The sequence below is a fragment of the Pseudomonas capeferrum genome (assembly GCF_000731675.1).
Classification (GTDB): domain Bacteria; phylum Pseudomonadota; class Gammaproteobacteria; order Pseudomonadales; family Pseudomonadaceae; genus Aquipseudomonas; species Aquipseudomonas capeferrum.
The window spans coordinates 1-17,120 of the sequence record NZ_JMIT01000005.1; the positions used below are offsets into that span (position 1 = coordinate 1).

A 17,120-nucleotide genomic window follows, 5' to 3' on the forward strand; every position below is an offset into this window, starting at 1 on the left:
GAATCAAGCAATTCGTGTGGGAGCTCATCAGCAGGCTGATGTCGTCGATTAAGGAGGTGATCCAGCCGCAGGTTCCCCTACGGCTACCTTGTTACGACTTCACCCCAGTCATGAATCACACCGTGGTAACCGTCCTCCCGAAGGTTAGACTAGCTACTTCTGGTGCAACCCACTCCCATGGTGTGACGGGCGGTGTGTACAAGGCCCGGGAACGTATTCACCGCGACATTCTGATTCGCGATTACTAGCGATTCCGACTTCACGCAGTCGAGTTGCAGACTGCGATCCGGACTACGATCGGTTTTGTGAGATTAGCTCCACCTCGCGGCTTGGCAACCCTCTGTACCGACCATTGTAGCACGTGTGTAGCCCAGGCCGTAAGGGCCATGATGACTTGACGTCATCCCCACCTTCCTCCGGTTTGTCACCGGCAGTCTCCTTAGAGTGCCCACCATAACGTGCTGGTAACTAAGGACAAGGGTTGCGCTCGTTACGGGACTTAACCCAACATCTCACGACACGAGCTGACGACAGCCATGCAGCACCTGTGTCAGAGTTCCCGAAGGCACCAATCCATCTCTGGAAAGTTCTCTGCATGTCAAGGCCTGGTAAGGTTCTTCGCGTTGCTTCGAATTAAACCACATGCTCCACCGCTTGTGCGGGCCCCCGTCAATTCATTTGAGTTTTAACCTTGCGGCCGTACTCCCCAGGCGGTCAACTTAATGCGTTAGCTGCGCCACTAAAATCTCAAGGATTCCAACGGCTAGTTGACATCGTTTACGGCGTGGACTACCAGGGTATCTAATCCTGTTTGCTCCCCACGCTTTCGCACCTCAGTGTCAGTATCAGTCCAGGTGGTCGCCTTCGCCACTGGTGTTCCTTCCTATATCTACGCATTTCACCGCTACACAGGAAATTCCACCACCCTCTACCGTACTCTAGCTTGCCAGTTTTGGATGCAGTTCCCAGGTTGAGCCCGGGGCTTTCACATTCAACTTAACAAACCACCTACGCGCGCTTTACGCCCAGTAATTCCGATTAACGCTTGCACCCTCTGTATTACCGCGGCTGCTGGCACAGAGTTAGCCGGTGCTTATTCTGTCGGTAACGTCAAAACAGCAAGGTATTCGCTTACTGCCCTTCCTCCCAACTTAAAGTGCTTTACAATCCGAAGACCTTCTTCACACACGCGGCATGGCTGGATCAGGCTTTCGCCCATTGTCCAATATTCCCCACTGCTGCCTCCCGTAGGAGTCTGGACCGTGTCTCAGTTCCAGTGTGACTGATCATCCTCTCAGACCAGTTACGGATCGTCGCCTTGGTGAGCCATTACCCCACCAACTAGCTAATCCGACCTAGGCTCATCTGATAGCGCAAGGCCCGAAGGTCCCCTGCTTTCTCCCGTAGGACGTATGCGGTATTAGCGTTCCTTTCGAAACGTTGTCCCCCACTATCAGGCAGATTCCTAGGCATTACTCACCCGTCCGCCGCTGAATCGAAGAGCAAGCTCTTCTCATCCGCTCGACTTGCATGTGTTAGGCCTGCCGCCAGCGTTCAATCTGAGCCATGATCAAACTCTTCAGTTCAATACTGCTTGGGTTTTTAAGAAACCCTAAACTTGGCTCAGCAATCTCAAATGACTATGTGATTTCTCGCATGGTCACTTGTGATGCTGATAATCTTTGTGACTATCAGTCCATACTCACAAGCACCCACACGAATTGCTTGATTCAATTTGTTAAAGAGCGGTTGGTTAAGAGCCTTTCGTCTCAACCGAGGCGCGCATTTTACGCTTTCCTCATTTGCTGTCAAGCGTTTATTTTGAAGTTTTTTTCGAGAAACTCGTTTAGCTTCAAACACTTGACTCGCTGCGATCTCTCGTAGCGGGAGGCGAATCATACAGCGTTTAGAAGCGCTGTCAACCACCATCTTAACCGCTAACGATCTTTCGATCGGAGCACTTCCACCACTACCTGGCTCGATCAACTCATTGAAACTCAAGGAGTTTTTCGTTCCGACTACGCTGGAAGTGGGGCGCATTATAAGGGGATTCGAAACCGCGTCAACCCTTAATTCCAATAAACTTTGATATCGCTGAAAAACAAAGCGGGGAGGCCTTCCGGCCTCCCCGCTTCTATATAGCTACACCACCAGGCAATCACTCAGCCTTGAGGGTAACCCGGCCAAACGCCTTTTTGCCCGCCTGACATACATGGGTAGCACCCAGCGCAAACACGAAGTCGCGATCAACCACCGCACCATCAACCTTGACCGCGCCGCCATTAAGCAGATCGCGCGCCATTGCCGAGTTCTTCACCAGGCCGGCACGGTTCAGCACCGCAGCAATCGGCAAGTCTTCAGCCGCAGCAACCTCGATCTCAGGCAAGTCTTCCGGCAACTCGCCCTCCTTCATACGGTTGCCCGCCGCACGGTGAGCATTGGCGGCAGCCTCTTCGCCATGGAAACGCGCAACAATCTCTTCCGCCAGCTTGATCTTGATGTCGCGCGGGTTCGCGCCATTGGCAACATCAGCACGGAACTGGTCGATCTCCTCCATCGAGCGGAAGCTCAGCAACTCGAAGTAACGCCACATCAGCGTGTCAGGGATAGACACCAGCTTGCTGTACATCACCCCAGGCGCTTCCTGGATACCCACATAGTTACCCAGCGACTTGGACATCTTCTTCACGCCGTCGAGCCCTTCGAGCAGCGGCATGGTCACGATGTTCTGCGCTTCCTGGCCGTAGGCGCGCTGCAGCTCGCGCCCCATGAGCAGGTTGAATTTCTGGTCGGTACCGCCCAGCTCCACGTCAGCTTTCAGCGCAACGGAGTCATAACCCTGCACCAGCGGGTAGAGGAACTCGTGGATCGCGATCGGCTGATTGGTGGTGTAACGCTTGTCGAAATCATCGCGCTCGAGCATGCGCGCCACAGTGTACTGCGACGCCAGGCGGATGAAGTCGGCCGGGGTCAGCGTGTCCATCCAGGTGGAGTTGAACGCAACCTCAGTCTTGGCCGGGTCGAGAATCTTGAACACCTGCTGCTTATAGGTCTCGGCGTTGTCCAGCACCTGCTCGCGAGTCAGCGGCGGACGCGTAGCGCTCTTGCCGCTCGGGTCACCGATCATCCCGGTGAAGTCACCGATCAGGAAGATGACCTGGTGGCCCAGCTCCTGGAACTGGCGCAGCTTGTTGATGAGCACGGTGTGCCCCAGGTGCAGGTCAGGCGCGGTCGGATCGAAACCTGCCTTGATACGCAGAGGCTGGCCGCGCTTGAGCTTCTCCACCAGTTCCGACTCGACCAATACTTCTTCCGCACCGCGCTTGATAAGCGCCAGCTGCTCTTCAACCGACTTCATAGACAGACCCGCAAGGCTCAGATTCAAGGGGAGCCAACCATACAAGATCGGCCATCAAATACAAGTTTCGCAATAGAATGTGACCCGCAGGCAGCCTTGCGGCGTCTACGCGCCCTTGCGTGAAAATGGATTTGGTTATATTTTATACAGTTATTTCATCTTCATCATGTCATTCATCTTTTCCATATTCACTTTTCTTCAAAAAGTCACCTTACCTATGACCAACGAACCGCCTAAAGCGCCCCCGCTTTATCCGAAAAGCCATCTGTTGGCCGCCAGCGGCATCGCCGCCCTGCTCAGCCTGGCCCTGCTGGTATTTCCTTCCAGCGAAGTCGAAGCCAAGAAAACCACCCTCAACCTCGAACTGGAAAGCCCGGTCGAACAATTGAAGGAGGAGTCCAAGGCCGCCCCGCTCGTACACGCTGAGGCAGAGCAAGGCTCGCCGTTCGCCCAGATCGAAGAAGCCGACACGGCTACCCAGAAGGCGGACCAACAAACGCCTGCGCCAGAACCGGTCGCCGAAGCCAAGCAACCTGGCCACCGCGAAGTCACCGTAGCGCGGGGTGACACGTTGTCCACCCTGTTCGAAAAAGTCGGCCTGCCAGCCAGCGCAGTCCATGAAGTACTGGCCAGCAACAAGCAGGCGAAGCAGTTCAGCCAGCTCAAGCACGGCCAGGTGTTGCAGTTCGAACTCGACAAAGACGGCCAACTGACCAACCTGCACAGCAAAGTCAGCAACCTCGAAACCATTCGCCTGACCAAAAGCGCCAAGGGCTACAGCTTCAACCGCGAAATCAGCAAGCCTGTGGTCCGCACGGCCTATGCCCACGGCGTGATCAAGAGCTCCCTGTCGGCCTCCGCACAGCGTGCCGGACTGTCGCACAGCCTGACCATGGACATGGCACGGGTGCTGGGCTACGACATCGACTTCGCCCAGGACATCCGCCAGGGTGACGAATTCGACGTGGTGTACGAGCAGAAAGTCATGGATGGCAAGGTGATCGGCACCGGTAACATCCTGTCCGCTCGCTTTACCAACCGCGGCAAGACTTACACCGCCGTGCGCTACACCAACAAACAGGGCAATACCAGCTACTACACTGCCGACGGCAACAGCCTGCGCAAAGCGTTCATCCGCACTCCGGTGGATTTCGCCCGCATCAGCTCGCGCTTTTCCGCTGGCCGTAAACACCCGATTCTGAACAAGATCCGCGCCCACAAAGGCGTTGACTATGCCGCCCCGCGCGGCACACCGATCAAGGCTGCCGGTGACGGCCGCATCGAGCTGGCTGGGCGCCGGGGTGGCTACGGTAATACCGTGATCATCCAGCACGGCAACCGCTACAAAACCCTGTACGGTCACATGCAAGGCTTCGCCAAAGGCATCAAGACCGGCGGCTCGGTCAAGCAGGGCCAGATCATCGGCTACATCGGCACCACCGGCCTTTCCACCGGGCCGCACTTGCATTACGAGTTCCAGGTCAACGGCGTGCACGTCGACCCGCTAAGCCAGAAAGTGCCGATGGCCGACCCGATCGCCAAGGCCGAACGCTCACGCTTCATGCAGCAGAGCCAGCCACTGATCGCCCGCATGGATCAGGAAAAGGCCACCATGCTCGCTGCGAACAAGCGCTGAGTCATGGCGCTTTATCTGGGGGTGATGTCCGGTACCAGCCTCGATGGCCTGGACATCGCCCTGATCGAACAACGCGAGCAGCCAGCACTGCTCGCTACTCATTACATCCCCATGCCCGCCGACCTGCGCCAGGGCCTGCTGAGCCTTTGCGCCAGCGGCCCTGACGAGATTGCCCGCGCCGCCCTGGCCGAGAACCGCTGGGCCAGCCTGGCAGCCGAAGGCATTGGCCACTTGCTCGCAAGCCAGGGGCTTGCGCCAAGCGCCATCCGCGCCATCGGCAGCCATGGCCAGACCATCCGCCACGAGCCTGCTCGTGGCTTCACCGTGCAGATCGGCAACCCGGCACTGCTTGCCGAGCTTACCCAGATCAGCGTGATCGGCGACTTCCGACGCCGCGATGTGGCCGCTGGCGGGCAAGGGGCACCCTTGGTACCGGCATTTCACGAAACACTGTTCAGCCATCTGGGCCAACGGCTCGCCGTGCTCAATGTGGGGGGGTTCAGCAACCTCAGCCTGATTGCCAACGACACGCCGGTGCATGGTTTCGACTGCGGGCCAGGCAATGTGTTGCTGGACGCCTGGATCGAGTTCAAGCGCGGCCAGCACTACGACGCTGACGGTGCCTGGGCAGCCAGTGGCGAGGTGATCGAAGCGCTGCTTGCAGCCCTGTTGAGCGACCCGTTCTTTGCCGGCGCCGGCCCCAAGAGTACGGGGCGCGAAGTGTTCAACCTGGCGTGGCTGCAAGGGCACCTGAGCAAACTGCCGCCCTACCGTGACCAGGATGTGCAGGCGACCCTGCTGGAGCTGACCGCTCGCAGCATCATCGACTCACTGCGTAACGCTCAGCCGGGCACCGAGGCGCTGCTGGTATGCGGTGGCGGGGCCCGCAACGGGGCATTGATGCGCCGGCTCGCCCAGCTGTTGCCGGGCGCCCAGGTGGCCAGCACTGCGGCCCATGGCGTCGACCCGGACTGGGTAGAGGCCATGGCCTTCGCCTGGCTGGCCCATTGCTGCCTGGAAGGTATCCCAGCCAACCGCCCGAGTGTGACAGCTGCCCGCGGCTTGCGCGTGCTCGGCGCCATCTACCCGGCGTAAGGCCCCAGCACAATGCAAAACGCCGCGCAAATGCGCGGCGTTTTCGTACAGCCCGTGATCAGATCGAGAACGAAGAACCACAACCGCAGGTGGTGGCGGCGTTCGGGTTCTTGATGACGAAGCGCGAGCCTTCCAGACCTTCCTGGTAGTCCACCTCGGCACCCGCCAGATACTGGAAGCTCATCGGGTCGACCACCAGCGACACGCCTTCACGCTCGACGATGGTGTCATCCTCGGCCACATCTTCATCGAAGGTGAAACCGTACTGGAAGCCCGAGCAGCCACCGCCGGTCACGAATACCCGCAACTTCAGACGCTCATTGCCTTCCTCGTTGACCAGGGTCTTCACCTTGTGGGCTGCCCCTTGGGTGAATTCCAGACCGGTAGGGGTGAAGGTTTCGACGCTCATGCTGATTCTCCCGGCGCAGTTGCCGCCATAAAACTCGATGACGCGCATTATCCGCTTCTCCGAGAAAATTGGTCAAGAATTGTGCGGCTTTAGTCGCGCCCATAAAAAGGCCCGCACTCGGCGGGCCTTGTGCCAGCTTGTGCCCTTATGGGAGCAGGCCCGCGTGGGACAGACCCATGCGCTCATCCAGGCCGAACAGGATGTTGAGGTTCTGCACCGCCTGGCCCGAGGCACCTTTGACCAAGTTGTCGATGACCGAAAGCACCACCACCAAGTCCCCCCCTTGCGGGCGATGAACGGCAATACGGCAGACGTTGGCACCGCGCACACTGCGGGTTTCCGGGTGGCTACCGGCCGGCATCACATCCACGAACGGCTCATCGGCGTAACGCTTCTCGAACAGCGCCTGCAGATCGACCGAAGTATCAACCACGGTGGCGTACAGGGTGGCATGGATACCGCGGATCATGGGTGTCAGGTGTGGCACGAAGGTCAGGCCGATGTCCTTGCCCGCCGCCAGGCGCAAGCCCTGGCTGATTTCCGGCAGGTGGCGATGACCTTTGACCGCGTAAGCCTTCATGCTTTCGCCAGCCTCGCAGAACAGCGAACCCACCGCCGCACCCCGCCCGGCGCCGCTGACGCCCGACTTGCAGTCGGCAATCAGGCGCGATGGGTCGGCCAGGCCGGCCTCCAGCAATGGCAGGAAGCCCAGCTGGGTTGCCGTCGGGTAGCACCCCGGCACTGCAATCAGGCGAGCCTGGCGGATTTTCTCGCGATTCACTTCAGGCAGGCCGTAGACGGCGTCCTTGAGCAGCTCCGGCGCGCCGTGAGGCTGGCCGTACCACTTGCCCCATTCGGTGGCATCCTGCAGGCGGAAATCGGCCGACAGGTCGATCACCTTGGTTCCGGCCGCCAGCAGTTCGCCGGCCAGGGCGTGGGCAACGCCGTGGGGCGTTGCAAAAAACACCACATCACACGCCGCCAAGGCTTTGCTGTCCGGCACACTGAACGCCAGGCCGTCATAGTGGCCGCGCAGGTTCGGGTACATGTCAGCTACCGCCACGCCCGCTTCGGAGCGCGAAGTGATGACCGCCACTTCGGCCTGAGGATGCTGTGCCAGCAGACGCAACAGCTCGACGCCGGTGTAACCCGTGCCGCCGACGATACCGACCTTGATCATAACGCTTGCCCCTTATCAACGAGCCCACTGGAAAGCGCACGATAATAGGGGTGCAAGCCGCCTGTAACAACTCTTCGGGTGACCCTTCGGGCGCTTGACCACTACTATCTGACGACCGTGAAAACCTGAAGGAACTCCCTCCATGCTTTACCTATGGATCAAAGCGCTACATATCGTCAGCGTGGTCTGCTGGTTCGCCGGCCTGTTCTACCTGCCCAGGCTGTTCGTCTACCACGCCCAGAGCCAGGACAGCATCAGCCAGGACCGCTTCGTGACCATGGAACGCAAGCTGTACCGCGGCATCATGAACCCGGCCATGATCGCCACCTATGTGTTCGGTGCCTGGATGCTCTACCTGACTCCGGGCTGGCTGAGCCAAGGCTGGTTGCATGCCAAGCTCACCCTGGTGATTCTGCTGACCGGCTACCATCACATGTGCGGCGCCCAACGCAAACGCTTCGCCAGCGGCGCCAATACCCGCAGCCACGTCTACTATCGCTGGTTCAACGAAGTCCCGGTGCTGTTCCTGCTGGGTATCGTAATTCTCGTGGTGGTCAAACCGTTCTGACGGTAACCCCCTACAGGAGCCTTGCCATGTCATTGCCCGCCTCGCTCGAACAACGCCTGCGCCTGCCCGTGGTCGCCGCACCGATGTTCCTGATCTCCAACCCCAGGCTGGTCCTGGCCTGCTGCGCCGCCGGCGTGGTCGGCAGCTTCCCGGCCCTGAACCAGCGCGACAGCGCAGGGTTCAAGGCCTGGCTCGAGGAGATCGAGGCCGGGCTTGCCCAACTGCAAGCACCGGCACCCTATGCCGTGAACCTGATCGTGCACCCGACCAACCCTCGCCTGCAGGCGGACCTTGCCCTGTGCGTGGCGCACAAGGTGCCGATCGTCATCACCAGCCTGGGCGCGGTGAAGGAGGTAGTCGATGCCGTGCACAGCTACGGCGGGCTGGTGTTCCACGACGTTACCACCCGCCGCCATGCCGAGAAGGCCGCCGAGGCGGGTGTCGATGGTCTGATCGCAGTGGCGGCGGGCGCTGGCGGCCATGCCGGCACCTGGAGCCCATTCGCCCTGGTGGCCGAGATCCGGCAGTTTTTCGACAAGACCCTGCTGCTGGCGGGCTGCATCAACCACGGCCATGAGGTCCTGGCGGCGCAACTACTGGGTGCCGACCTTGCCTACATGGGCACCCGCTTCATCGCCACCACCGAAAGCCAGGCCCAGGCTGCCTACAAGCAGATGCTGCTCGATGCCCATGCCGTCGACATCATCCACACCCCGGCAGTGTCCGGCATCCCGGCCAGCTTCCTGCGGCCGAGCCTGGAACAGGCGGGCTATGACATGAACGCACTCACGCATGGCCATGAACCGGGCAAGCTCAAACCGATCGACGACGAAGCCAAGGCCTGGAAAACCGTATGGTCGGCAGGCCAGGGGGTGGGCGATATCCATGACCTGCCCAACGCCAGCGCACTGATCGAACGCCTGCAAAGTGAGTACCGGGAAGCCCTGGATCGCTGCCAGGGTATTCGCGCCCAGGCCTTGTAGCAAAAGGCAACACCTTGCCCGGCCAAGCTGTACACTAGGCGCCCTCTTCAGCCCCAGGAGCCTTTGCATGACCCGTTACGCCATGATCACTGGTGCTTCCAGCGGCCTGGGCCTGGCCCTGGCGGAAGCGCTGGCACGGCGCGGGCGCAACCTGATCCTGGTGGCACGCCAGCGCGAGACGCTGGAGCCGGTGGCCATCGAGCTGACCCAACGCTTCGGTGTCGAGGTACTGTTCCGAGCCTGCGACTTGAGCCAGCCCCTTCGCCTGTCGGGCTTCGTGCTCGAACTGGAGGAAGGCGAGCGGCGTATCGACCTGCTGGTCAATTGCGCAGGCCTGCGCACCTATGGGCCGTTTCTGGCCCATGAGTGGGCCGACGAGCAGGACCTGCTGGAGGTCAATATCCTGGCCATGAGCCGCCTCTGCCATGCCATCGGCAACCTGATGGCAGTCCAGGGCGGCGGGCAGATCCTCAATGTGGCGGGCCTGGCCGGTGTCGCGCCGGGCCCCTGGATGGCGGCCTACGCGGCCAGCAAAGCCTATGTGCTGAGTTTCTCCCAGGCACTGCGCGAAGAGCTCAAGCGCACTGGCATCAAGGTCTCGGTGCTATGCCCAGGCCCCGTGCGCTCATCGCGCCGGCGCATTCCTCGGCTCGAAGGCGGCACCCGCTGCCTCAGCCCAGAAGAAGTGGCGCTTTACACGGTGCGCGCCCTGGACAAGAACCGCACACTCATCACCCCCGGCCGGCGCAATCGCTGGCTGGCATTCGCGCCGCGCCTGCTGCCCCGCTGGCTGGTGCGCAAGCTCGCTGGGGTGATCCATCGCCGCTACTGCCCGGTCGGAATGGAATAGCCACTGGGCGAGCGGCGCCCGGCTGAGTACACTCGGCCCGGACCCTCACCATGGAGCAAGTGCTGTGGACGATTTATTTACCAGGATCATCAACCGGGAAATCCCGGCGAAGATCATTTACGAGGACGACCAGGTTCTGGCGTTCCACGATATCGCCCCCCAGGCGCCCGTGCATTTTCTGGTCATCCCGAAAAAGCACATCCGCACCCTCAATGACCTGACCGAAGAGGACAAAGGCCTGGCCGGTCACATCCTGTTCACCGCCCAGCGTCTGGCCAAGGAACTTGGCTGCGAAGAGGGCTTCCGCGTGGTCATGAACTGCAACGAACTGGGTGGGCAGACCGTCTACCACATTCACATGCACGTGCTTGGCCAGCGCCAGATGCACTGGCCGCCGGGCTGATCCAGGGCAAGCGACCCTTGCGCTATTGCGGTAAACTGTCGGGCACACTCTTGCGGAGGTGCCCGATGGCTACCGAACGTCACTACTCGCCGCTCGACCGCTTGTTGCTGCAGGCCGATACCGCCATGCGCACCTTGCTGCCCTTCAGCGGCCAACCGTCCCGCCCATCCCCGGCCATCGTCCAGCCGGATGCCGACCTGGATGACGCCCAGAGCCGCCACATTGCCGGCCTCATGCGCATCAACCATACCGGCGAAGTCTGCGCCCAGGCGCTATACCAAGGCCAGGCACTGACCGCCAAACTGCCCCAGGTACGCAAAGCCATGGAGCACGCCGCCGAGGAAGAAATCGACCACCTGGCCTGGTGCGAACAGCGCATACGCCAGTTGAATAGCCACCCAAGCGTGCTCAACCCGCTGTTCTACGGCATGTCGTTCGGCATTGGCGCGCTCGCCGGCCTGGTCAGCGACAAGGTCAGCCTGGGCTTCGTCGCCGCCACCGAGCATCAGGTGTGCAAACACCTGGACGAACACCTGGAGCAGATTCCGCACGAGGACGAAAAGTCTCGCGCCATTCTCGAACAAATGCGCATAGATGAAGAGCAGCACGCCGAGTCTGCCCTCGAGGCGGGCGGCTATCGTTTTCCAGCCCCGGTGCGTTTCGGCATGAGCCTGCTGGCCAAGGTCATGACCAAGAGCACCTACCGTATCTGAAGGTAAACCCATGACGGAACGATTCAGCGCCAAGGACCTGGCGCGCGCCGTGCACGCCGGCATCCTCCAGCCGGGCCAGGATCAAGCCCTGCTGCAGTTTCTACGCCAGCAACCGGCAACGCGCGGCAGCTTCCAGCTGGCGCACGTCGCGTTCTACTTCGGCGCCTTGCTCATCATGGGCGCCATGGGCTGGCTGCTCACCGAAGCCTGGATGCAGATCGGCGACTGGGCACTGCTGGCCATCGCCACGCTGTACATCCTCTTGTTGACGCTCTTCGCCCTCAACCTGCAACGGCGCGCACAACCGGTAGCCGCCGGCGTACTGGCGGCGGTCGCGGTGAGCATCGTGCCGCTGGCGGTGTTTGCCATCGAGCGTCTGGTCGGCTGGTGGCCACTGGATGACAGGCAATCGGCCTATCACCAGTACTACACCTATGTGCAGGGCGGCTGGTTGTTGATGGAGGCCGCCACGGTGGTCGCCGGGCTGCTGATGCTGCGGCTGATCCCCTTCCCGTTCATCGTGATGCCGATCGCCATGGCGTTGTGGTTCATGTCGATGGACCTCAGCGAGTGGTTCTTCGGTTCGCCGTTCAGCTGGGAGCAACGGCGCGAAGTATCGCTCTGGTTCGGCCTGGGGATGCTGCTGGTATTCCTGGCGGCGGACGGCCGCACCCGTGAGGACTATGCCCACTGGGGCTATCTGGCCGGGCTCGCGGCGTTCTGGGGTGGGCTGACCTTGGTGGACAACGGTAGCGAGCTGGGCAAGGCCCTCTACTGCCTGATCAATATCGGGCTGATGGCCATCGCCGTGCTGTTGCGCAGGCCGGTGTTCATGGTGTTTGGGGCGTTGGGGGTGGCGGCTTATCTGGGGTATCTGTCTTACGAGGTGTTTGCCGAGTCGCTGCTGTTCCCGGTGGTGGTGACGTTGATCGGGCTGGGAGTTATCTGGCTGGGGTTGGCTTATCAAAAGCGGCGGGAGCGGTTGAGCCAGGCATTCAGAAACGTAGTACCGCAGTGGTTGCAAGTTGCCCTTCCGGCACTGCGCAACTGAAGACAGCCGGGGCTGCAACGCAGCCCAGACATTTCGGACTCAACCCAACTCTACGATCTCGTAGCCGTGGGTGATCTCGACGCCCGCGCGCTCCAGCATGATCGACGCAGAGCAGTATTTCTCGGCCGACAGCTCAACTGCCCGCTTGACCTGGGCCTCTTTCAAGCCACGGCCCTTCACCACGAAGTTCATGTGGATCTTGGTGAACACTTTCGGGTCTTCGCTGGCGCGCTCGGCCTCCAGGAACGCCTCGCAGCTCTCCACCGCCTGGCGCGACTTCTTCAAGATGCTGACCACATCGAAGCTGCTGCAGCCACCCAAGCCCAGCAACAGCATTTCCATCGGGCGCACGCCCAGGTTTCGGCCACCAGCCTCAGGCGGGCCGTCCATCACGACGACATGCCCGCTCCCCGACTCGCCGAGGAACATCGCGTCACCGGCCCACTGGATACGTGCCTTCATCTACCTGGACTCCTAATTTTCGGAAAAGGGTGTCAGCTTAGACCTTGTGTGGCTGTCGGAAAAGCTCGAGACGTGTCGGTTTAGTACCGAAACATCCTGTAGTGTCTGATAAGCTGGCGCCAAATGACTGGCGCTTGCCGCCAGACACTTCCTACAAGAAGCCTATGTGTCGTATCGAACAGGATTTCGTGATGGTTGCCTCAGCCCTACCCGCCAAGATCAAGAATATCGACAAACTGCTGGTGCACTGCCAGCGCCGCCGCTACACCGCCAAGAGCAACATCATCTGCGCCGGCGATCGGGCCGAAACACTGTCGTTCATCATCAAGGGTTCGGTGACCATCCTCATCGAGGACGACGACGGTCACGAAATGATCATCGCCTACCTCAACAGCGGTGATTTCTTTGGCGAGCTGGGGCTTTTCGAACCCGTGGAAGGCGAGCAGCAGCGCAGCGCCTGGGTCCGCGCGAAGACCGAATGTGAAGTGGCAGAGATCAGTTACGACAAGTTTCGCGAGCTCTCACGTCAGGACCCAGACATCCTCTACGCCCTGGGTGGCCAGATGGCGCAGCGCCTGCGCAATACCACGCGCAAGGTCGGCGACCTGGCCTTCTTCGACGTGACCGGCCGTGTCGCCCGCTGCCTGCTCGAGCTGTGCAAGCAACCCGATGCAATGACCCACCCCGACGGCATGCAGATCAAGATCACCCGCCAGGAGATCGGCCGCATCGTCGGCTGCTCGCGTGAGATGGTCGGCCGCGTCCTCAAAGACCTTGAGGAGCGCAGCCTGGTGCAGGTAAAGGGCAAGACCATGGTGGTCTACGGTACCCGTTAGTCCTTGGGCAGGTCTGCAAGCACCTTGGCATAGGCCTGTGAGAGGCGCTCGAACCAGGGCGCTGAGGGCGCAACTTCGTGCAAGGCGATATGCGCATCGGCGCGGCAGCGCTGCTCCAGTTCGCAGCACTCGTTGAAGCGGTTGACGGCCGCGACCATCGACTCACGCTCGTTATCCAGCAACAGTGCGCCATGCACCAGCACCACCGGGCGTTTTCCGCCCAGCCCCTGGCGCCAGCGCTGGGCCGTGCCGACCAGTTTGCGACCATTGAGATTGACGTTGTAGCGGCCATCGCAGAACGCCCCGTCGATCTCGCCCACCGAAGCCACCCCGCCCCACTCGCGTAGCACCTCGCACAGCGGCAGGCACAGGCGTTCGTAGGCATTCTCGATACGCCCATGGTCACCTTCGCTGCGCGGTGCCACGTACACCAGTGCCACATTCACCGTGGCATGCGATTGCGGCACCGGCTCACCGCCGGTCTCGCGCAACAGCACCGGCCAGCCGGCAATCGCAAGCTCGGCGCAGGCGGCTTCGAAGTTTTCCAGGCGGCTCATGCGGCGCGGCATGACCAGGGCATGGTCGGTCGGGCGCCAGAACAGCACACCGAATTCGCGCTCGCCGCGGCAGACCGCGGCCAGCAGGTCCTGCTCGGCATGCAGGCCTTGTTCAACAGTCAGTGCCAGGGGTTGATCGGTCATTGATCCACCTTTGATGTGATTGTTCACGATGCAGCCATTGCCCACAAAAAAGCCGGCAAAAGCCGGCTCGTCTTGGTCAGTCCAATGGCTGAACAGTCTTCTTCACCTGTTCCGGGAAGAACAGCCGCTGCAGTTCAAGCCCCGGTTGCTCGGCACGCATGAACGCCTCGCCCACCAGGAACGAGTAAACCTCGTTGATTGCCATCAGCTCGACATCGGCACGGTTGAGAATACCGCTTTCGGTAATGGCCAGGCGCTCGCGCGGAATACGCGGCAGCAGGTCGAGCGTGGTCTCCAGGCTGACCTCGAAGGTGTGTAGGTTGCGGTTGTTGACGCCGACCAGCGGGGTATCGAGGGTGTTCAGCGCGCGCTCCAGCTCATCGCCGTCATGCACTTCGACCAGCACATCCAGGCCGACATCCTTGGCCGTGGCGGCCAGCTCGGCCATCTTCACGTCATCCAGCGCCGAGACGATCAGCAGCACGCAGTCGGCGCCCAGCGCCCGGGCCTCGACAATCTGGTAGGGGTCGATCATGAAGTCCTTGCGGATCACCGGCAGCGAAACTGCGCCGCGGGCCTGCTGCAGGTACGCATCAGCGCCCTGGAAGTAATCCACATCGGTCAGCACCGACAGGCAGGTCGCCCCGCCCTTCTCGTAGCTGACGGCGATGTCCGCCGGCACGAAGTGCTCGCGGATCACGCCCTTGCTCGGCGATGCCTTCTTGATTTCGGCAATGACCGCGGGTTGCTTGCGCTTGGCCTGCTCGATCAGCGCATTGGCAAAGCCACGGGGAGCGTCGGCGGCCTTGGCCAGGCGCTCCAGCTCGGCCAGGCTGACCCGGGCACTGCGCTCGGCCACTTCCTCGACTTTGCGGGCGAGGATCTTTTCCAGCACGGTCGGTACGCTCATGCTTCGTTCTCCAGCTTGAATACGGCGGTGAAGGCACCCAGTTCCTGCAGTTTTTCCCAGGCAAGCCCTGTATGCAGCACGTCATGGGCAAGTTCCACGCCCTGCGCCAGGGTCATGGCATGATCAGCGGCATACAGCGCAGCGCCAGCATTGAGCACAATCATTTCGGCCGCCTTCTGGCCGTTCTCGGTCTTGCGCCGGCCCAGTGCATCACGAATCAGCTCGTACGAGGCCTGCGGGCCGTCGACGGCCAGGCCGTGCAGGCTCTGGCTCTTCATGCCGAGGTCTTCGGGCTCGACCCAATATTCAGTGATCTCGCCCTTCTTCAGCTCGGCAACGAAGGTCGGCGCCGCCAGGCTGAACTCGTCCAGGCCGTCCTTGGAGTGCACCACCAGTACATGCTTGCTGCCCATGCGCTGCAGCACTTCGGCCAGCGGGCGGCACAGTGCCTGGTTGAACACGCCGACCACCTGGTGCTTCACACCGGCCGGATTCGTAAGCGGGCCCAGCATGTTGAACAGGGTACGCAGGCCCAGGTCGCGACGCGGGCCAGCGGCGTACTTCATTGCCTTGTGATGGCTTTGCGCAAACATGAAACCGATGCCCAGGCTGTCGATGCAACGGGCGACCTGCACCGGGGTCAGGTTCAGGTAGATGCCGGCCGCTTCCAGCAGGTCGGCGCTGCCGCTCTTGCCCGAAACCGCGCGGTTACCATGCTTGGCCACCGGGCAACCGGCTGCGGCCAGGACAAACGCCGACGCCGTGGAAACGTTGAAGATGTTGGCGCCATCGCCGCCGGTGCCAACGATATCGACCACGCCATCGAGGCTCTTCAGCTCGACCTTGTCGGCCAACTCGCGCATCACCGAAACCGCACCGACGATCTCGTCGATGCTCTCGCTTTTCATGCGTATGCCCATCAGGAAGGCACCAATCTGCGCCTCGCTGCATTGGCCGGTCATGATCTGACGCATGACGTCGCTCATTTCTTCAGTGGACAGGTCCAGATGGCCGACGATGCGGCTCAGCGCGCTCTTGATATCCATGTTCGATCCTTAGCGGCGGCCGCCGGTCTGCTTGAGGAAGTTGGCGAACAGCTCGTGGCCCTGCTCGGTGAGGATGGATTCGGGGTGGAACTGCACCCCTTCGATGTTCAGCGTCTTGTGGCGCAGGCCCATGATCTCGTCGACCGCGCCGTCGGCATGAGCGGTCCAGGCAGTGACTTCCAGGCACTCGGGCAGGGTTTCACGCTTGACCACCAGGGAGTGGTAGCGGGTAACGGTGAGCGGGTTGTTGAGGCCGGCGAATACGCCCAGGTCGCGGTGCAGCACCGGGCTGGTCTTGCCGTGCATCACCTGACGGGCGCGCACTACGTCGCCGCCAAACGCCTGGCCGATGGACTGGTGGCCCAGGCACACGCCCAGAATCGGCAGCTTGCCGGCGAAATGCAGGATCGCCTCGATCGACACACCCGCCTCGCTCGGTGTGCAAGGGCCGGGGGAGACAACGATGCGCTCCGGGTTGAGGGCTTCGATTTCAGCGAGGGTCATTTCGTCATTGCGAATGACCTTGACCTCGGCACCCAACTCGCCCAGGTATTGAACGACGTTGTAGGTGAATGAGTCGTAGTTGTCGATCATCAGTAACATCGGGCTAAACCTCTTGAATCTACTGACTTTAGAATACGAACCTTGCTACACCGCCCGCAGCATGGCATTGCCACGAAGAGCATTCGGAAACGGATAAGAAGGCAAACAGAAACGGGCCGGGCTGGCCGGCAGGAGATAAAGTCAGGCGCGCCAACGCCAACGGGCGTGGGCCTTGATTACGCGCATCAAGAGTTTGCTGACGATCAACACAGGATAGGTCTCGCTCATACGTCCCCGCACAGTAGCCTACCGGGACGACGGGCGCAATATGCCTGTAAACACTGGGAAACGAATGGACTTGGGAGACAAGCGCCAC

At 61.1% G+C, this 17,120-nt stretch carries 17 protein-coding genes and 1 rRNA gene; 9 read left to right on the forward strand and 9 right to left on the reverse strand.

Going from position 1 to position 17,120, the window contains the following annotated elements:
* Positions 1–49 precede the first annotated feature (49 nt).
* Positions 50–1,586, reverse strand: a 16S ribosomal RNA gene (locus PC358_RS24165).
* Positions 1,587–2,158: 572 nt separating this feature from the next.
* The gene (gene tyrS / locus PC358_RS24170) at positions 2,159–3,358 is read right to left on the reverse strand and encodes a tyrosine--tRNA ligase (RefSeq protein ID WP_033703018.1); all 1,200 of its coding nucleotides are present in this window, start codon (positions 3,356–3,358) and stop codon (positions 2,159–2,161) included.
* A 217-nt stretch (positions 3,359–3,575) separates the two neighbouring features.
* On the opposite strand from tyrS, the gene PC358_RS24175 reads away from it, so the two are divergent.
* Both PC358_RS24175 and PC358_RS24180 read left to right on the forward strand, forming a co-directional pair.
* Complete coding sequence (locus PC358_RS24175; RefSeq protein WP_033703019.1) at positions 3,576–4,994, forward strand: peptidoglycan DD-metalloendopeptidase family protein; 1,419 nt, start codon at positions 3,576–3,578, stop codon at positions 4,992–4,994.
* Between the two features lie 3 nt (positions 4,995–4,997).
* Positions 4,998–6,089, forward strand: a complete 1,092-nt coding sequence (locus PC358_RS24180) for an anhydro-N-acetylmuramic acid kinase (RefSeq protein WP_033703020.1) — start codon at positions 4,998–5,000, stop codon at positions 6,087–6,089.
* A 58-nt stretch (positions 6,090–6,147) separates the two neighbouring features.
* Here PC358_RS24180 and erpA read toward each other — a convergent pair whose 3' ends face one another.
* Together erpA and argC are read right to left on the reverse strand one after the other, a co-directional pair.
* A complete protein-coding gene (gene erpA / locus PC358_RS24185; protein ID WP_033703332.1) occupies positions 6,148–6,498 on the reverse strand; it encodes an iron-sulfur cluster insertion protein ErpA in 351 nt (116 codons plus the stop codon).
* 145 nt (positions 6,499–6,643) lie between these two features.
* Positions 6,644–7,678 (reverse strand): N-acetyl-gamma-glutamyl-phosphate reductase, encoded by a 1,035-nt coding sequence (argC, locus tag PC358_RS24190; protein ID WP_033703021.1) that lies wholly within the window; start codon positions 7,676–7,678, stop codon positions 6,644–6,646.
* 142 nt (positions 7,679–7,820) lie between these two features.
* Between argC and hemJ the strand changes: the two genes are divergently transcribed.
* The 6 genes from hemJ (at position 7,821) to PC358_RS24220 (ending at position 12,246) form a co-directional block, all read left to right on the forward strand.
* Positions 7,821–8,246, forward strand: coding sequence for a protoporphyrinogen oxidase HemJ (gene hemJ, locus PC358_RS24195; RefSeq protein WP_027594415.1), 426 nt, complete (start codon positions 7,821–7,823; stop codon positions 8,244–8,246).
* Positions 8,247–8,272: 26 nt separating this feature from the next.
* Positions 8,273–9,229, forward strand: a complete 957-nt coding sequence (locus PC358_RS24200) for an NAD(P)H-dependent flavin oxidoreductase (RefSeq protein ID WP_033703022.1) — start codon at positions 8,273–8,275, stop codon at positions 9,227–9,229.
* Positions 9,230–9,296: 67 nt separating this feature from the next.
* A complete protein-coding gene (locus PC358_RS24205; protein WP_033703023.1) occupies positions 9,297–10,079 on the forward strand; it encodes an SDR family NAD(P)-dependent oxidoreductase in 783 nt (260 codons plus the stop codon).
* A gap of 64 nt (positions 10,080–10,143) precedes the next feature.
* On the forward strand, positions 10,144–10,482 hold the full coding sequence (locus PC358_RS24210) for a histidine triad nucleotide-binding protein (protein WP_033703025.1): 339 nt from the start codon (positions 10,144–10,146) through the stop codon (positions 10,480–10,482).
* Between the two features lie 65 nt (positions 10,483–10,547).
* Entirely contained in the window at positions 10,548–11,195 is a 648-nt protein-coding gene (coq7, locus tag PC358_RS24215; RefSeq protein ID WP_027594411.1) for a 2-polyprenyl-3-methyl-6-methoxy-1,4-benzoquinone monooxygenase, read from the forward strand.
* 10 nt (positions 11,196–11,205) lie between these two features.
* On the forward strand, positions 11,206–12,246 hold the full coding sequence (locus PC358_RS24220; RefSeq protein WP_033703026.1) for a hypothetical protein: 1,041 nt from the start codon (positions 11,206–11,208) through the stop codon (positions 12,244–12,246).
* A 39-nt stretch (positions 12,247–12,285) separates the two neighbouring features.
* Here PC358_RS24220 and PC358_RS24225 read toward each other — a convergent pair whose 3' ends face one another.
* On the reverse strand, positions 12,286–12,708 hold the full coding sequence (locus PC358_RS24225) for an OsmC family protein (protein WP_027594409.1): 423 nt from the start codon (positions 12,706–12,708) through the stop codon (positions 12,286–12,288).
* A 191-nt stretch (positions 12,709–12,899) separates the two neighbouring features.
* Here PC358_RS24225 and crp point away from each other — a divergent pair, with 191 nt between their 5' ends.
* Positions 12,900–13,544, forward strand: coding sequence for a cAMP-activated global transcriptional regulator CRP (gene crp / locus PC358_RS24230; RefSeq protein ID WP_033703333.1), 645 nt, complete (start codon positions 12,900–12,902; stop codon positions 13,542–13,544).
* On the opposite strand, the gene PC358_RS24235 is transcribed toward crp, so the two are convergent.
* The 4 genes from PC358_RS24235 to PC358_RS24250 form a co-directional block, all read right to left on the reverse strand.
* A complete protein-coding gene (locus PC358_RS24235) occupies positions 13,541–14,245 on the reverse strand; it encodes a lipoate--protein ligase family protein (RefSeq protein ID WP_033703027.1) in 705 nt (234 codons plus the stop codon). The genes crp and PC358_RS24235 overlap by 4 nt on opposite strands.
* 76 nt (positions 14,246–14,321) lie before the next feature.
* Entirely contained in the window at positions 14,322–15,155 is an 834-nt protein-coding gene (gene trpC, locus PC358_RS24240) for an indole-3-glycerol phosphate synthase TrpC (protein WP_033703028.1), read from the reverse strand.
* The gene (gene trpD / locus PC358_RS24245; RefSeq protein WP_033703029.1) at positions 15,152–16,201 is read right to left on the reverse strand and encodes an anthranilate phosphoribosyltransferase; all 1,050 of its coding nucleotides are present in this window, start codon (positions 16,199–16,201) and stop codon (positions 15,152–15,154) included. The genes trpC and trpD overlap by 4 nt, the downstream gene beginning before the upstream one ends.
* Positions 16,202–16,210: 9 nt before the next feature.
* Positions 16,211–16,804, reverse strand: coding sequence for an aminodeoxychorismate/anthranilate synthase component II (locus PC358_RS24250; RefSeq protein ID WP_033703030.1), 594 nt, complete (start codon positions 16,802–16,804; stop codon positions 16,211–16,213).
* Positions 16,805–17,120: the final 316 nt, after the last annotated feature.

Excerpts from the sequence above, each read along its gene's own strand:
- tyrS (WP_033703018.1), bottom strand. The coding sequence starts at position 3,358 with ATGAAGTCGGTTGAAGAGCAGCTGGCGCTTATCAAGCGCGGTGCGGAA.
- PC358_RS24175 (WP_033703019.1), top strand. The coding sequence starts at position 3,576 with ATGACCAACGAACCGCCTAAAGCGCCCCCGCTTTATCCGAAAAGCCAT.
- PC358_RS24180 (WP_033703020.1), top strand. The coding sequence starts at position 4,998 with ATGGCGCTTTATCTGGGGGTGATGTCCGGTACCAGCCTCGATGGCCTG.
- erpA (WP_033703332.1), bottom strand. The coding sequence starts at position 6,498 with ATGAGCGTCGAAACCTTCACCCCTACCGGTCTGGAATTCACCCAAGGG.
- argC (WP_033703021.1), bottom strand. The coding sequence starts at position 7,678 with ATGATCAAGGTCGGTATCGTCGGCGGCACGGGTTACACCGGCGTCGAG.
- hemJ (WP_027594415.1), top strand. The coding sequence starts at position 7,821 with ATGCTTTACCTATGGATCAAAGCGCTACATATCGTCAGCGTGGTCTGC.
- PC358_RS24200 (WP_033703022.1), top strand. The coding sequence starts at position 8,273 with ATGTCATTGCCCGCCTCGCTCGAACAACGCCTGCGCCTGCCCGTGGTC.
- PC358_RS24205 (WP_033703023.1), top strand. The coding sequence starts at position 9,297 with ATGACCCGTTACGCCATGATCACTGGTGCTTCCAGCGGCCTGGGCCTG.
- coq7 (WP_027594411.1), top strand. The coding sequence starts at position 10,548 with ATGGCTACCGAACGTCACTACTCGCCGCTCGACCGCTTGTTGCTGCAG.
- PC358_RS24220 (WP_033703026.1), top strand. The coding sequence starts at position 11,206 with ATGACGGAACGATTCAGCGCCAAGGACCTGGCGCGCGCCGTGCACGCC.
- PC358_RS24225 (WP_027594409.1), bottom strand. The coding sequence starts at position 12,708 with ATGAAGGCACGTATCCAGTGGGCCGGTGACGCGATGTTCCTCGGCGAG.
- crp (WP_033703333.1), top strand. The coding sequence starts at position 12,900 with ATGGTTGCCTCAGCCCTACCCGCCAAGATCAAGAATATCGACAAACTG.
- PC358_RS24235 (WP_033703027.1), bottom strand. The coding sequence starts at position 14,245 with ATGACCGATCAACCCCTGGCACTGACTGTTGAACAAGGCCTGCATGCC.
- trpC (WP_033703028.1), bottom strand. The coding sequence starts at position 15,155 with ATGAGCGTACCGACCGTGCTGGAAAAGATCCTCGCCCGCAAAGTCGAG.
- trpD (WP_033703029.1), bottom strand. The coding sequence starts at position 16,201 with ATGGATATCAAGAGCGCGCTGAGCCGCATCGTCGGCCATCTGGACCTG.
- PC358_RS24250 (WP_033703030.1), bottom strand. The coding sequence starts at position 16,804 with ATGTTACTGATGATCGACAACTACGACTCATTCACCTACAACGTCGTT.